At 72.6% G+C, this 13994-nt stretch carries 14 protein-coding genes and 1 pseudogene; 9 read left to right on the top strand and 6 right to left on the bottom strand.

The features are described 5' to 3' along the window. Nucleotides 1-64 precede the first annotated feature (64 nt). Nucleotides 65-1243, top strand: coding sequence for a saccharopine dehydrogenase family protein (locus tag IGS69_RS30010; RefSeq protein WP_190903595.1), 1179 nt, complete (start codon nt 65-67; stop codon nt 1241-1243). A gap of 13 nt (nt 1244-1256) precedes the next feature. On the opposite strand, the gene mmpA is transcribed toward IGS69_RS30010, so the two are convergent. Then, nucleotides 1257-1403, bottom strand: a complete 147-nt coding sequence (mmpA, locus tag IGS69_RS30005; protein ID WP_190903594.1) for a morphogenic membrane protein MmpA — start codon at nt 1401-1403, stop codon at nt 1257-1259. 178 nt (nt 1404-1581) lie between these two features. Between mmpA and IGS69_RS30000 the strand changes: the two genes are divergently transcribed. Then, complete coding sequence (locus IGS69_RS30000) at nt 1582-1776, top strand: hypothetical protein (RefSeq protein ID WP_190903593.1); 195 nt, start codon at nt 1582-1584, stop codon at nt 1774-1776. On the opposite strand, the gene IGS69_RS29995 is transcribed toward IGS69_RS30000, so the two are convergent. After that, nucleotides 1764-2456: an endonuclease V gene (locus tag IGS69_RS29995; protein WP_190903592.1), complete on the bottom strand. Its 693-nt coding sequence runs from the start codon at nt 2454-2456 to the stop codon at nt 1764-1766. The two genes, IGS69_RS30000 and IGS69_RS29995, sit on opposite strands and share 13 nt — an antisense overlap. 67 nt (nt 2457-2523) lie before the next feature. Here IGS69_RS29995 and IGS69_RS29990 point away from each other — a divergent pair. Next, a pseudogene (locus IGS69_RS29990) lies at nt 2524-2718 on the top strand (YciI family protein); the annotation flags it as partial. A 13-nt stretch (nt 2719-2731) separates the two neighbouring features. On the opposite strand, the gene IGS69_RS29985 reads toward IGS69_RS29990, so the two are convergent. Beyond that, the gene (locus IGS69_RS29985; RefSeq protein ID WP_190903591.1) at nt 2732-3055 is read right to left on the bottom strand and encodes a plasmid stabilization protein; all 324 of its coding nucleotides are present in this window, start codon (nt 3053-3055) and stop codon (nt 2732-2734) included. A gap of 70 nt (nt 3056-3125) precedes the next feature. After that, nucleotides 3126-4220, bottom strand: a complete 1095-nt coding sequence (locus tag IGS69_RS29980; RefSeq protein ID WP_190903590.1) for a WD40/YVTN/BNR-like repeat-containing protein — start codon at nt 4218-4220, stop codon at nt 3126-3128. Nucleotides 4221-4478: 258 nt separating this feature from the next. Here IGS69_RS29980 and ssgD point away from each other — a divergent pair, with 258 nt between their 5' ends. Then, a complete protein-coding gene (gene ssgD, locus IGS69_RS29975; protein WP_190903589.1) occupies nt 4479-4895 on the top strand; it encodes a spore wall synthesis regulator SsgD in 417 nt (138 codons plus the stop codon). A 61-nt stretch (nt 4896-4956) separates the two neighbouring features. Here ssgD and IGS69_RS29970 read toward each other — a convergent pair whose 3' ends face one another. Beyond that, nucleotides 4957-5601, bottom strand: a complete 645-nt coding sequence (locus tag IGS69_RS29970) for a GOLPH3/VPS74 family protein (protein WP_190903588.1) — start codon at nt 5599-5601, stop codon at nt 4957-4959. Nucleotides 5602-5910: 309 nt separating this feature from the next. On the opposite strand from IGS69_RS29970, the gene IGS69_RS29965 reads away from it, so the two are divergent. The 4 genes from IGS69_RS29965 (at nt 5911) to IGS69_RS29950 (ending at nt 12028) form a co-directional block, all read left to right on the top strand. Further along, complete coding sequence (locus IGS69_RS29965) at nt 5911-7590, top strand: ABC-F family ATP-binding cassette domain-containing protein (RefSeq protein WP_190903587.1); 1680 nt, start codon at nt 5911-5913, stop codon at nt 7588-7590. 10 nt (nt 7591-7600) lie between these two features. After that, nucleotides 7601-9892: an ATP-binding cassette domain-containing protein gene (locus IGS69_RS29960; protein ID WP_190903586.1), complete on the top strand. Its 2292-nt coding sequence runs from the start codon at nt 7601-7603 to the stop codon at nt 9890-9892. Between the two features lie 190 nt (nt 9893-10082). Continuing rightward, entirely contained in the window at nt 10083-10859 is a 777-nt protein-coding gene (gene ddaH / locus IGS69_RS29955; RefSeq protein ID WP_190903585.1) for a dimethylargininase, read from the top strand. A 191-nt stretch (nt 10860-11050) separates the two neighbouring features. Then, the gene (locus IGS69_RS29950; RefSeq protein WP_190903584.1) at nt 11051-12028 is read left to right on the top strand and encodes an acyl-ACP desaturase; all 978 of its coding nucleotides are present in this window, start codon (nt 11051-11053) and stop codon (nt 12026-12028) included. A gap of 628 nt (nt 12029-12656) precedes the next feature. On the opposite strand, the gene IGS69_RS29945 is transcribed toward IGS69_RS29950, so the two are convergent. Beyond that, a complete protein-coding gene (locus IGS69_RS29945; RefSeq protein ID WP_190903583.1) occupies nt 12657-12902 on the bottom strand; it encodes a WhiB family transcriptional regulator in 246 nt (81 codons plus the stop codon). 225 nt (nt 12903-13127) lie between these two features. Between IGS69_RS29945 and IGS69_RS29940 the strand changes: the two genes are divergently transcribed. Further along, nucleotides 13128-13931, top strand: a complete 804-nt coding sequence (locus tag IGS69_RS29940; protein ID WP_190903582.1) for a VOC family protein — start codon at nt 13128-13130, stop codon at nt 13929-13931. Nucleotides 13932-13994 lie beyond the last annotated feature (63 nt).

The following is a 13994-nucleotide window of genomic DNA, read 5'->3' as shown; positions in this document are numbered from 1 at the left end:
TCCGCACTCCTCACGCTAGCCTCGGCCACCGACAGCGGCACGGGCTGCACGACCGAGGGGTGTCATGAGCAGGCAAAGCAGGACGGACCGTCCGTACGACATCGTGCTCTTCGGAGCGACCAGTTTCGCCGGGGCGCTCACCGCGGAGTACCTGGCCGCGCACGCGCCCGAGGGACTGCGCTGGGCGATCGCGGGCCGCGATGCCGGGAAGCTGGAGCGGCTGCGGGAGCGGCTGCCGGCCGACGCGAAGGCCGGGGTGGAGCTCGCGGACGTCTCGGACCCGGCCTCGCTGCGCGACCTCGCCGGGAAGGCCCGCGTGCTGGCCACCACGGTCGGCCCGTACGTCACGTACGGCGAGGAGGTCGTCGCCGCTTGCGCGGACGCCGGGACCGACTACCTCGACCTGTGCGGCGAGCCGGAGTTCGTGGACCTGATGTACGTCCGGCACGAGGCCCGCGCGCGGGAGACCGGGGCGCGGCTGGTGCACGCCGCGGGGTTCGACTCGATCCCGCACGACCTGGGCGTGTACTTCACGGTGCAGCAGTTGCCGGAGGACGTGCCGCTGGCCGTGGAGGGCTTCGTCACCGCGGACGCGGCCTTCTCGGGCGGGACCTTCGCCTCCGCGCTCGGCCAGTTCGCGCGGCAGCGGGAGATGGCGGCGGCCGCCCGGGACCGGCGGCGGCACGAGCCGCGGCTGGTGGGCCGGCGGGCGTCGGCGCCGCTGGGCGGGCCGCGGTTCGCCAGGGAGGTCGGCGCGTGGGCCCTGCCGATGCCGACCATCGACCCGCAGATCGTGCGGCGCTCGGCGTCGGCCCTGGACCGGTACGGGCCCGACTTCCGCTACCGGCAGTACGCGGCCGTCCGGCATCTGCCGGTCGCGGTCGGCGGGGTCGCGGCGGTCGGCGCGCTGGTCGCGGCGGCTCAGGTGCCGCCCGCGCGGCGCTGGTTGTCGGACCGGCTCAAGCCCGGGGACGGGCCGAGCCCCGAGAAGCGGGCGAAGAGCTGGTTCTCCGTGCGCTTCGTGGGCGAAGGCGGCGGTCGGCGGGTGTACACGGAGGTGTCGGGCGGCGATCCCGGCTACGACGAGACGGCCAAGATGTTCGCCGAGTCGGCGCTGTGCCTGGCCTTCGACGACCTTCCCCGGACGGCGGGTCAGGTCACCACGGCGGTGGCGATGGGCAACGCGCTGATCGACCGGCTGCGCGCGGCGGGCATCCGCTTCCGCGTCGCGGCGGCCCGCTGAGGCCGGCCGGGATCTACAGCGGCCACTCGGCGATGGTGTAGATCATCCCGGCGATCCAGCCGAGCCCGGCCAGTACGGCGAGGATCAGCCCTGTGGTGACCGCCCGCTCGACGGTCTGGGTCGGGCCGGCAACAGGCTTGGTAGCGCGGTGCGTTGTCATGCACCCAGCCTGCCGACGGGGTGGCGGGCGGGCATCCGTACGGGTACTCAGAGCCGGTACTCAGATCCGGCCGGCGCCCCTCCCGCTCCCCTCTCTCCCGGCTTGAGACTTTCGGCGTTCCGCCCCCGGTGGCCGCTCGTAAAGTGCCAACAAGGAGTTCAATGAAACCCTTGAAGGCATGAGATTCCTCCTGGAAGTGTCCCTGGACGACGAGGCGTTGGCGAAGGACCCGGCGGGCGAGCTGGGCCGGATCCTCAGGTACTGGGCCGGCGGTCTGCGCCACTACGCGCTCGCCCCCGGGGACGAAGCGGTGATCTACGACTCGGAGTACCGCGAGGTGGGCCGCTGGCGGGTGGACGGTCAGGCCGGGTAGGTCTCGCGCAGGGCCTTGCGGCACAGCGCGTCCGCCCTGCGCGTGGTCTCCGGGAGGCGGTAGTCCGGGGTCAGCGCGAGGGTGTGCGCGCAGGCGTTGTCCAGCGTCGTGCGGTGGCCGACCGAGACGAAGACCGGCTTGACGGCGTCCCGGGTGCGCAGGGCGCGGCCGACCTCCTCGGAGCCGGCGAGCAGTGCTGAGGTGCTGCCGCGCGAGGTGCCCGGGTCGTCGTGGGTGAAGGTGAACGGGTTCTTCGCGACGCCGATCGTGGGCAGCCCGGTCAGGACGCCGAGGTGGCTGGCGAGGCCGAAGCGGCGGGGGTGGGCGAGGCCGTAGCCGTCGCAGACGACCAGGCCGGGCGGGCAGGGCAGGGCGTCGAGGGCGGCGAGGACCGTCGGGATCTCGCGGAAGGCGAGCAGCCCGGGCACATAGGGGAAGGAGACCCGGCCCACGGCCGTGGCCTCGGCGACGACCTCGAGACTCGACGCGTCCAGCACGACCGCCGCCGCCGCGACGACGTCCCGCTCGTCGTCGTACGCGACGTCGACTCCCGTCACATGGCCGGTCCCGGGCGGCGGTCCCATTTCGTTGAGGATCACGCGGGCGCGCAGTTCGTCCTGGACGGCGCGGGCCTGTTCCTCTGTGGCGGGCCAGTCCTCGGGGATGCGTACGGTCGTCATGGTGCCCCGAGCCTACGGGCCCCGGGCGGCCGGGCGCCCGGGCCGGTGTCCGAGCAGTACCGGCTGGGGGTCGTTCCTCGCGTCCGGCCGCAAGAACCCCCGCGACGGCGGGGTGATCGTCGCCGTCGCGGGGGACCGCGCGCGGATCGATGAGGTCACCGCGCAGGACCCGTTCGTCACCGCGGGCGTGTGCGCGTACCGCGTCACCGGGTTCACGGCGACGAAGACGGCGCCCGGGCTGGAGGCCTACCGGGAGACCCTCCGAGGCGTCCGCCTCACTTGCCCAGTGCGCGCTGCAGCTGGCTCTTGTTCATGCTGGAACGGCCCTCGACGCCCTTGCGCTTGGCCTCCTCGTACAGCTGGTCGTAGGTGGGTCCTTGGGAACCCTGCCCCGAGCGCTGACCGCCCCGCTTGCCCGAGGACATGTCCTGGGTGGAGGTGCGGCTGGCGGTCTTCGACTCGCCGGAGCGGGCGCGTTCCTTGTTCACCGTCCGCGCGGCGATCTCCTTGGCGCGGCTGGTGCTCTCGCCCCGGTCCTTCGCGCTTTCCTTGATGTGCTCGTACTGGCGCTCCCGCTTGGAGCTCGAACCGCGTGGCATTCCCGCTCACTTCCTTTCCCGATCAGTGAACGAGTACCCACACTGCCAACGATCAGGGCACCCCGCATGCTCAGTGCTCCAGGCGGGCAACCCGGCCCTTCTCGCCGGCGGCCCAGCACCCGTGGTCCGGGGTGCAGTCGACGGTGTCGTAGGAGCCGGTGTCGACGGTCCGCCAGGTGCGGCCGGCGTCCGTGGTGAGGTCGGTGCCGGTGGGGCCGACGGCGAGGGCCGCGGTGCGGCTGTGCGGGAGCCAGGCGACGCCGGAGCGGTAGGCGGGCGGGGCGGTGGCGGCCGGGCGCCAGGTGCGGCCGCCGTCGAAGGTGCGGGCAGCGGCGTTCGGTGAGGGCTGGTCGGGACGGAAGTCGCCGCCGACGGCCAGGCCGTGGGCGCGGTCGCGGAAGGCCAGCGCGAAGACGCCGCGGGCCGGGTCGCCCGCCGGGAGGGGTGTGTCGGTGGCCGTCCAGGTGCGTCCCCGGTCGGCGGAGTGCAGCACACGCGCGCGCTCCGCCCCGCCGGTGGCGAGCCAGACGTCCTTCGGCCCGGACGTCACCAGGCACTGGCCGCTCGCGGCGAATCCGGCCTCGCCCTCCTGCGCGGCCGGCATGCCCCGGTCCGGCAGCACCGTCCAGCTTCGGCCACCGTCGCCGGTCGACAGGATCCGGAACTTCCCGTCCACCGGGTCGCTCATCGCGAGACCGTGGCGGTGGTCGAAGAAGGTGAGGCAGTCGTAGAACGCCCTGGGGTCGGTGTTGCGGAAGGACTCCGTCCAGGTCGCTCCGCCGTCGTCGGTGCGGTAGACGCGGGACGCCTCTCCCTCGCCGATGGCCAGGACCACGGCCCGGCGCGCGTCGAACGCCTCGATGTCCCGGAACTGCAACTCCCCCGCGCCCGGCGGCGAGACGTCGCGCCAGGCCGCCCCGCCGTCGGTGGTGCGCAGGACGGTGCCGCCGGTGCCGGCGACCCAGGCGGTGCTCCGGCTGACGGCGGCGAGGCCTCGGAAACGTGCCTCCGGAGCGCCGGTGTCCTTGAGTTGCCAGTGCGGCACCCGGCCCTGACGTTCATGCGCCTGCGCCGGTACGGCGGTCAGGGCTGCCAGTGCCGCCGCGCAGGCCGCCAGCGCGGTCGCCCTGCTGTGTGTCCGTCCCGTCCGTCGCGTGCTCCCCATGCGCCTCATGGCCGGGGAAGTTAGCCCACCCCCCGGGTGCCGTCCAGATGGCCTCACGGGTGCTCCACGTGGTGCGGAGGGCGCCACATGTGCCCCTTGGAGACACACGAGGAGAGTCACGTCACTCCGGTGCATGAAGGCGGTGACAGAGGTCACTCGCACTTCGTGTGCACGGATTGGCTGATTCCGTCGTCTCTTCCCATGCCCGGCCTCATCCGCCCGGAAGTGTCCGTCCAGCCGTCACAAGGGAGCAAGGCGTTGTCCATCGTCATCGAGCAGCCCGTGGAGGCCCGCCTCGTCGCCGCGGCGCCGCGTATGCCGAGCATTCCCGCGACGCTCCACTACGACCGGCGTGATCCTTTCGCCGTCCGCATGACCTTCCCGGCTCCGGCCACGCTGGAGGGCGTGGAGGTCTGCTGGACCTTCTCCCGCGAGCTGCTCTCCGCAGGCCAGAAGAGCGCCGAGGGGCAGGGCGACGTGCGCGTGCGGCCCTACGGCTACGACCGCACGGTGCTGGAGTTCCACGCCCCGGAGGGCACCGCCGTGGTCCACGTCCGCTCGAGCGAGATCCGCCGGTTCCTCGAGGCCACGAGCGAACTCGTGCCCGTCGGTCTGGAGCATCTCCAGCTGGATCTGGACCACGGTCTCGCCGAGCTGATGCGGGACGCGTGCTGAGCTGACGGGCCCGGGGCCGCGCCGAGCCGGGGGCCCTTGCCTCGGCCGGCCCGGGCAGACCTCAGGGCGACGCCACCACCGCACGCCCCGCCGTCACCGCCGCGCTCACCTCGCGCACGATCGCCTCCAGCCCGGGCACCGACGCGCCCGCCCGCTCCGTCAGCTGCCCGATGCGCCGTTCAGAGGTGTTCCGGTCGAGGAGACCCGCCGCCGCGGCGAGGACGGCGAACGCCGCGTCCCGCTCGGAGATCCCGGCCACCGGCAGCGCCCCGTGGAGGATCTGACGGGTCTCCTCCCGCAGCGCCTCCACGACGGCCACCCGCTCCAGCGCGTACTCCACGGTCGGGAACACGCCGAGAACCCGTCTCTTCTCCGCCCGCAGGCACCCGTCGGCCACCAGCTGCTCCCGCACGGCGTCGAAGGTCACCCTCGCCCGCAGCGTCACCCACGTCCGCCAGGGGTGCGGGCACGACTCGCGGACGAGTTCGAGCAGCCCGTCGAGAACCGCGTCACCCGCGCTCGCGTCCAGGTCGACCGGTGTGGCGATGCCGTCCTCGTCGGTGAGCAGGCCGCGCCGGGCCAGCTCGACGAGGGCACCGGCCCGCACCGTTGCGGGCCGGTGGGCGCCGGCGCCGGCGGCCGGTCCCGCGGCGTCCCAGGCCAGCAGGCAGAGCCGGGCCGACAGCGTGAGCGGACCGTTGGACACGGGGCCTCCTCGGGGCGGGACGATCGCGTCGCACGTTAATTCGTTGACAGGCCCAGGGCCCCCTCCTACGGTGTGAAGCGTCCCTGTTGCCGCCGATTGGAGAAGGACGTTGCTCGTCTGAGGTCCTGAGACACCGCGTCACACCCCTCTGTGGTGTGCGCCGCGTGCGACCTCGGCGTTCGAGCCGTCCCTCCGGTGCAGGGCATTTCTCATGTCCGTGATGTGCCCATGGAGCCTCACCCCCCGGTCGCAGGTGTCTCGACACGCGTTTGCCCCTGACCGCTTCGAGCAACCGCGAATGAGGCCACCATGTCCACCTCCATCACCGTCACGTCCCTTGCGTTCACCTGGCCCGACGGCAGCCCCGTCTTCGAGGGCCTGGACGTCTCGTTCGGCCCCGGCCGGACCGGCCTGGTCGGCGTCAACGGGTCCGGGAAGTCAACCCTGTTGAAGCTGATTGCCGGTGAACTCGCCCCCGCCGACGGCGCCGTCCGCGTGGCCGGCGAGGTCGGCTACCTGCCGCAGAACGTCACGCTCGACACCACCCTGCGTGTCGACGAGGCCCTCGGCATCGCCGCACAGCGGGCCGCGCTGCACGCCATCGAGGCCGGTGACGTGTCCGAGGCGCACTTCGAGACCGTCGGCGACGACTGGGACGTCGAGGAGCGCGCCCTCGCCACGCTCGGCGAACTAGGGCTCGGGCACGTCGAGTTGGACCGCACCATCGGCGAGGTGTCCGGCGGTGAGTCGGTCCTGCTGCGGCTGGCCGCGCTGCTGCTGCGCCGGCCCGACGTGCTGCTGCTGGACGAGCCGACCAACAACCTCGACCTGTACGCCCGCCGTCGGCTGTACGCGGCCGTGCAGTCCTGGCCGGGCGTCATGGTCGTCGTCAGCCACGACCGTGAACTGCTGGACCTCGTCGACCAGATCGCCGATCTGCGTCGAGTCAATGCTGCGGCGCGCAGCGCCTCGGTTGAGGGTGGTGGTGGGAGACGGGTGGGCGAGATCAGCTGGTACGGCGGCAACTTCTCCGACTACGAGGAGGCACTGGAGATCGAGCAGGAGGCGGCCGAGCGCATGGTGCGCGCCGCCGAGTCCGACTTCCGCAAGCAGAAGCGCGAACTGGCCGACGCCCAGGTCAAACTGGCCCGCCGCAAGCGGTACGGGCAGAAGATGTGGGACCAGAAGCGCGAGCCGAAGATCGTCATGGGGGCGCGCAAACGCGCGGCGCAGGAGTCCGCCGGCAAGCACCGCATCCTGCACGAGGAGAGGCTCGCCGAGGCCAGGGAGCGGCTCGACGAGGCGGTGGAGGCCGTGCGGGACGACGACGAGATCCGCGTCGACCTGCCGTACACGGCGGTGCCGCCGGGGCGGACCGTCCTCACCCTCCAGGATCTCGGGCTCCGGTACGGCGCCCGGCTGAAGGGCGGCCTCGACCTGCGCGGGCCCGAGCGGGTCGCGCTGATCGGGCGCAACGGCGCGGGCAAGACCACGCTGCTGCGCACGATCAGCGGCGAGCTCGCCCCGGAGGCGGGCGAGGTGGTGGCGCACGTCCCGCTGCGGTTCCTGCCCCAGCGGCTCGACGTCCTCGACGGGGAGCTGTCGGTCGCCGAGAACGTGGCCCGGTACGCGCCGGACGCCACCAACAACCGGATCCGGGCGCGGCTGGCGCGCTTCCTGTTCCGGGGCGCCCGGGCCGACCAGAAGGCCTCCACGCTGTCCGGCGGCGAGCGCTTCCGGGCGGCGCTGGCCGCGCTGATGCTGGCCGAGCCGGCACCGCAGCTGCTCCTGCTGGACGAGCCGACCAACAACCTCGACATGGCGAGCGTCCGGCAGCTCACCACGGCCCTGGAGTCGTACGAGGGAGCGCTCGTCGTGGCCGGCCACGACCTGCCGTTCCTGGAGTCGATCGGCATCACGCGCTGGCTGCTGGTGGAGGAAGGAGAACTGCGGGAAATCACGCCAGAGGCTGTCGGGATTTCCTCCTAGCGTCGGTGGCATGACCGACTTCGCACACGACGCCATCACTCTGACCGGAGCACGTGAGAACAACCTCAAGGACGTCACCCTCCGCATCCCGAAAGGCCGGCTGACCGTGTTCACCGGCGTTTCGGGATCGGGGAAGTCGTCCGTCGTCTTCGACACGATCGCGGTGGAGTCGCAGCGCCAGCTCAACGAGACGTATCCGTGGTTCGTCCGCAACCGGCTGCCCAAGTTCGAGCGGCCGCACGCGGACGGCCTGGAGGACCTCACCCCGGCGATCGTCGTCGACCAGCGGCAGATCGGCGGCCACTCCCGGTCGACGGTCGGCACCATGACGGACGTCTACTCGGTGATCCGGGTGCTGTTCTCGCGGCACGGCACCCCGAGCGCCGGACCGGCGACGGCGTACTCGTTCAACGACCCGTCGGGCATGTGCCCCGAGTGCGACGGTCTCGGCCGGACGGTACGGCCCGACTGGGACCGCATCCTGGATCCGGACCGCTCCCTGGCCGACGGAGCGGTCCGCTTCCCGCCGTTCGCCGCCGGGACCTGGCAGGGCCAGACGTACACGAACAGCGACGACCTCGACCCGCACAAGCCGGTGGGGCGGTTCACGGCCGCCGAGCGGGAGTTCCTGATGCGGGGGCGGCCCGGCAGCAGGGTCACCGTCAGCGGCAGCGGCGGCACCTGGACCACCGAGTACGAGGGGCTGGCCGTCCGCTTCGAGCGGCTGTACCTGAAGCGGGACCTGTCGGCCATGAGCCAGAAGACCCGCGACCTGGTCCGTGCGTTCCTGGTGGAGGGCACCTGCCCGGGCTGCCGTGGAGCACGGCTGAACGCGGCGGCGCTCGCGACCCGGATCAACGGCCGGTCGATCGCCGACTGCGCCCGTATGCAGGTCACGGACCTGATCGCCGTACTGAAGGAGATCGACGACCCGGTGGCCGGGCCGATCGCATCGGCCGCCGTTTCCGCTCTGGAGCGCATCGCGGCGATCGGCCTCGGCTACCTGAGCCTCGACCGGGAGACCGCCACGCTCAGCGGCGGGGAGGGGCAGCGGCTGAAGACGGTGCGGCACCTCGGCTCCAGCCTGACCGGGATGACGTACATCTTCGACGAGCCGAGCGTCGGTCTGCACCCGCGGGACGTCGGCCGTCTCGGCGACCTGCTGCTGCGGCTGCGCGACAAGGGGAACACCGTGCTGGTCGTCGAGCACGACCCGGATGTCATCGCGCTCGCCGACCACGTCGTCGACATGGGGCCGGGCGCCGGGGCCGGCGGTGGCACGGTGGTCTTCGAGGGGACCCCGCGGGAGCTGGCCTCCTCCGGCACACTCACCGGGCGCTGCCTGCGCACCCGTACTGCGGTCAAGGACGAGGTGCGGGAGCCCACCGGCGAGCTGTGGGTCAAGGGTGCCGACCGGCACAACCTGCGGGATGTGACCGTACGGTTCCCGGCCGGTGTGCTCACCGCCGTGACCGGGGTCGCCGGGTCGGGAAAGAGCACCCTGGCCGGGGAGTTCACCGCCGTGCACGAGGAGGCCGTCGTCGTCGACCAGTCGTCGATCGGCATCTCGGGCCGCTCCACCCCCGCGACCTACCTGGGGATCATGGACACGGTCCGGAAGGTCTTCGCCCGCGGGACGGGGGCCGGGGCGGGCCTGTTCAGCTTCAACTCCCACGGCGCCTGCGGCACCTGTGAGGGCCGGGGCGTCATCCACACCGACCTTGCCTTCATGGACCCGGTGATGACGACCTGCCACGACTGCGAGGGGCGGCGCTTCAAGGAGGAGGTGATGCGGCTGACCGTGCGGGGCCGTTCGGTCGCGGACGTCCTGGAGATGACGGCCGAGCAGGCCCTCGGCTTCTTCGACGACCCGGGCGTGCGGCGCCGGCTGCGCGCCCTGCGGGACGTCGGCCTCCCCTACCTGACGCTCGGGCAGCCTCTGTCCACCCTCTCCGGCGGGGAGCGGCAGCGCATCAAGCTGGCCACGCGACTGCACCGCACGGGCGCGGTCTACGTGCTCGACGAGCCGACGACCGGCCTGCACATGGCGGACGTGGAGGGCCTCGTCGCCCTGCTGGACCGGCTGGTCGACGCGGGCAACACGGTCGTGGTGGTCGAGCACAACCTGTCCGTGGTCGCCCGCGCCGACTGGGTGATCGACCTGGGCCCCGACGGCGGCCGGGACGGCGGCCGGATCGTCTTCGAGGGGACGCCCCGGCAGCTCCTTGCGGGGACGGGATCGTTCACCGGTGAGCATCTGCGGCGGGCGGTGGAGCCGGCGGGTGCCGGACCGGCGGGGTGAGTTCGAGGGGACGCGGACGGGGTACCGGCGGAGGGTGGAGCAGCCTCCACCCGCTCCGCCGCTGCCCGGGGCTGTCCTCGCCCCCGTCCGCGCTGCATGATGGCGGCCGACGCCCGACGGGTTCCGGTCGATCCCGGAAAGCTTCGCCGGTGCGGTCCCGACACGTCCCATCCGATACGGAGTCACGCTCGTGCCCAGCAAGAAGGCCCTCGTCCGCCGCCCCAGCCCGCGCCTCGCCGAAGGGCTGGTGACGCACATCGAGCGGGAGAAGGTGGACGTCGACCTCGCCGTCGGGCAGTGGGAGGCGTACGTGGAGGCCCTGCGCACGCACGGCTGGGAGACCGTCGAGGTGGACCCCGCCGACGACTGCCCGGACTCGGTGTTCGTCGAGGACACGGTCGTGATGTACAAGAACGTGGCCCTGATCGCGCGCCCCGGCGCGGACTCGCGGCGCGAGGAGACCGCCGGGGTCGAGGAGGCCGTCGCCGGTCTGGGCTGCTCGGTGAACTGGATCTGGGACCCGGGCACGCTGGAGGGCGGAGACGTCCTGAAGATCGGCGACACCGTCTACGTGGGCCGGGGCGGTCGCACCAACGCCGACGGCGTCCGGCAGCTGCGCGCCGCGTTCGAGCCGCTCGGCGCGCGGGTCGTCTCCGCGCCGGTGAGCAAGGTGCTGCACCTGAAGTCGGCGGTCACGGCGCTGCCGGACGGTACGGTCATCGGGCACATCCCCAAGATGGACACGCCCTCGCTGTTCGCGCGCTTCCTGCCGGTCCCGGAGGAGGCGGGCTCGCACGTCGTCCTGCTCGGCGGCGACAAGCTGCTGATGGCGGCGAGCGCTCCGAAGACCGCCGAGCTGTTCGCCGACCTCGGGTACGAACCGGTCGTCGTGGACATCTCCGAGTTCGAGAAGCTGGAGGGATGTGTGACGTGCCTCTCGGTGCGGCTGCGGGAGCTGTACGTCTGAGCGGAGGCGCGCATTCCCTCTCCGGCCTCCCGACCTGCGGGTCCGCGGAGTCCGACGCGCGGCAGGGCGACCCCGCTGATCAGCGGCCTTTACAGCACCCTTAACTTACGGCCTCGTAACCTACGCCAACGTAGCCTACGATGCCGTAGGTTCACCGCTCACGCTCGCACGCTTGTCCCCCTGGAGAGTCCATGACGATCACCACTCCCGCCCTCGGCAGCCCGGCCGGCGCCTGGACCGACGCCCAGCTGCTGTACGCCCTGGAGGAAGTGGTCGAGAAGGAACTCAACCGGCATCTGAAGGTCGCCAAGGACTGGATGCCGCACGAGTACGTGCCCTGGAGCGACGGGCGCAACTTCCCCGGTCTGTTCGAGGACGGCGAGGCCTGGGAGAAGGAGCAGTCCAAGGTCACCGAGATCGGACGCATCGCGCTCGTCGTCAACCTTCTCACCGAGGACAACCTGCCCAGCTACCACCACGAGATCGCCTCGCTGTTCGGCCGCGACGGCGCCTGGGGCACCTGGGTGCACCGCTGGACCGCGGAGGAGGGCCGGCACGGCATCGTGATGCGCGACTACCTGCTCACCTCGCGCGCGGTGGACCCGGACAAGCTGGAGGAGTTCCGGATGTCCCACATGAGCGAGGGCTTCGAGTCGGACAACCGGCACTCGATGCTGCACTCGGTCGCCTACGTGGCCTTCCAGGAGCTCGCGACCCGCGTCTCGCACCGCAACACCGGCCACCAGTCCGGCGACCCGGTCTGCGACCGCATGCTGGCACGCATCGCCACCGACGAGAACCTGCACATGGTCTTCTACCGGAACCTGCTGAAGGCGGCCTTCGAGCTGGCGCCCGACCTGACGATGATGGCGGTGCGCGACGTCATCGTGAACTTCCGGATGCCCGGCCACGGCATGCCCGGCTTCGAGCGGGCCGCCGCGCAGATGGCGATCGGCGAGATCTACAACATGCGCATCCACCACGACGACGTGCTCCAGCCCGTGCTGCGCTTCCTGAAGATCATGGAGATCGACGGCCTGGGCCCCGAGGGCCGCAAGGCGCAGGAGGAGCTCGGTCTGTTCATGGGCGGCCTGGACTCCGAGGCGGCGAAGTTCGACGAGAAGCTGGCCGCCCGCAAGGCCCGCATGGCGGCCCGGGCCGGCGCCTGACGCCGACCGGCACCCACGAAGACAGGGCCCCGGCCGCCAGGAGCGGCCGGGGCCCTGCGTGTTCCGACCCCGGTCGGGCAGAACCGGGGCCGAACCGGGCCCCGCTCCCGCGACGGACCCACACCGGAGCCGGACCCACTCCCGCGGTGGGCCGGCTCCCGCGGCGGGGTCACTCCTGCGGCGGGCTCACCCCGTAGCGGCCCACCTCCGCGGTGGACCCACTCCCGTGGCGGCTCACCCCCGCGGCGGCTCACCCCCGCGGTGAACCCACACCTGTGGCGAGCCCACCCGGTGGGCCGACTCCCGGGGCGGGCACACCCCCGTAGCGGCCCACCCCCGCGGCGGGTCCACTCCCGCAGCGGACCGACCCCCGCGGTGAACCCACTCCCGTGGCGGGCACACCCCCGTGGCGGGCCCACTCCCGTGGCGGGCACACCCCGCGGTGGGCCGACTCCCGGGGCGGCCCACCCCCGCAGCGGACCGACCCCCGCGGCGGGCCCACTCCCGTGGCGGGCCCACCCCCGTAGCAGCCCACCCCCGCGGTGGACCCACTCCCGTGGCGGACTCACCCCGTAGCAGCCCACCCCGGGGCGGGCCCACCCCCGTGGCCGCCCCACTCCCCCGGCGCCTACCGCGCCACGCGTCGTAGTTCCAGGCGCTCCTTCTCCGAGAGTCCGCCCCAGACGCCGAAGCGCTCGTCATGGGTCAGCGCGTACTCCAGGCAGGCCGCGCGGATCGGGCACATACCGCAGATCCGCTTCGCCTCCCGCACCGAACTGCCCGGCTCGGGGAAGAAGAAGTCCGCCCCCGTCTGCGCGCACAACGCCTCTTGCTGCCATTCGAGTTCGGGCGAGGTGATCGTGTCGATGTGCATGCCCGAGAGCGTCGCGGGCGGCGAAAAACGTTCGATCAACGCGGGATCAACACCGCGTTCACGGCCCCGGGCCGCCTCGATGGTGGCCCACCGGACGGGGCCGGCGCACGGCGGCGCGCGGAAACACCGAAATCCCCGCCGCGGCCGCGCTCCGGCGGCGGTCGGCACCGTGCGGTGAAAGACTCGGCAGTGCAGACGACGGGCCCCTGTGCGAGGAGGGCGACGATGCTCACCACCCGTTACGTCACCGGCGCTCCGAACTGGATCGATCTCGGCACCCCCGACATCGACGGCGCAGCCGCCTTCTACGGCGGACTGTTCGGCTGGCGGTTCGAGCCGGGCGGCCCGGAGGTCGGCGGGTACGGCCTGTTCCGGCTCGGGGACAGGACGGCCGCCGGAGGCATGCAGACCACGCCGGAGCAGGGCCCGCCGTCCTGGACGGTGTACTTCCAGTCGCCGGACGCGGACGCCACGGCCCGTGCGGCCGAGCAGGCGCACGGTGCGGTGATGGTGCAGCCGACGGACGTCCAGGACCTGGGCCGGATGGCGATCCTCGCCGACCAGGCCGGGGTGCCCTTCGGCGTGTGGCAGCCGGGCCGCAACAAGGGTCTGGAGGTCGTCCAGGAGCACGGCTCGCTGTGCTGGGTCGAGCTGTACACGGCGGACGTCCCGGCCGCGGCGGCCTTCTACCACTCCGTGCTCGGCCTGGAGACCCTCGGCGTGGACTTCGCCGGCGGCACGTACACCGCGTTCAGCCCCGCCGGGGAGAGCGAGGACGCCATGTTCGGCGGTGTCGTCCCGCTGGCCGACGCCCCGGGCGAGGAGGAGGCGTACTGGCTGCCGTACTTCGAGGTCGCCGACCCGGACGCCATCGTGGCCAGGGCCGGGGAACTGGGCGGCACGATCCGCCTCCCCGCGACGGACCTCCCGTCCGTCGGCCGCCTCGCCAAACTCGCCGACCCCTACGGCGCCCGCTTCGCCGTGATCCGCAGCGAACCTCATCAGGGCGAACCTCATCAGGGCGGCTGAAGCGGGCAGCCGAGGGGTGGTGCGGTCGCGCCCCCCCCGTGGGGCGGACGTGTCACCCGCCGC

It is taken from the genome of Streptomyces tuirus (assembly GCF_014701095.1).
Classification (GTDB): domain Bacteria; phylum Actinomycetota; class Actinomycetes; order Streptomycetales; family Streptomycetaceae; genus Streptomyces; species Streptomyces tuirus.
The sequence above is the reverse complement of the archived record's forward strand: the minus strand, read 5'-3'. Positions and strand labels throughout refer to the sequence as shown.

Bases quoted from the DNA above. Each gene is read 5' to 3' on its own strand.
- IGS69_RS30010 (WP_190903595.1), top strand. From the start codon at position 65: ATGAGCAGGCAAAGCAGGACGGACCGTCCGTACGACATCGTGCTCTTC.
- mmpA (WP_190903594.1), bottom strand. From the start codon at position 1,403: ATGACAACGCACCGCGCTACCAAGCCTGTTGCCGGCCCGACCCAGACC.
- IGS69_RS30000 (WP_190903593.1), top strand. From the start codon at position 1,582: ATGAGATTCCTCCTGGAAGTGTCCCTGGACGACGAGGCGTTGGCGAAG.
- IGS69_RS29995 (WP_190903592.1), bottom strand. From the start codon at position 2,456: ATGACGACCGTACGCATCCCCGAGGACTGGCCCGCCACAGAGGAACAG.
- IGS69_RS29985 (WP_190903591.1), bottom strand. From the start codon at position 3,055: ATGCCACGCGGTTCGAGCTCCAAGCGGGAGCGCCAGTACGAGCACATC.
- IGS69_RS29980 (WP_190903590.1), bottom strand. From the start codon at position 4,220: ATGGGGAGCACGCGACGGACGGGACGGACACACAGCAGGGCGACCGCG.
- IGS69_RS29965 (WP_190903587.1), top strand. From the start codon at position 5,911: ATGTCCACCTCCATCACCGTCACGTCCCTTGCGTTCACCTGGCCCGAC.
- IGS69_RS29960 (WP_190903586.1), top strand. From the start codon at position 7,601: ATGACCGACTTCGCACACGACGCCATCACTCTGACCGGAGCACGTGAG.
- IGS69_RS29950 (WP_190903584.1), top strand. From the start codon at position 11,051: ATGACGATCACCACTCCCGCCCTCGGCAGCCCGGCCGGCGCCTGGACC.
- IGS69_RS29945 (WP_190903583.1), bottom strand. From the start codon at position 12,902: ATGCACATCGACACGATCACCTCGCCCGAACTCGAATGGCAGCAAGAG.
- IGS69_RS29940 (WP_190903582.1), top strand. From the start codon at position 13,128: ATGCTCACCACCCGTTACGTCACCGGCGCTCCGAACTGGATCGATCTC.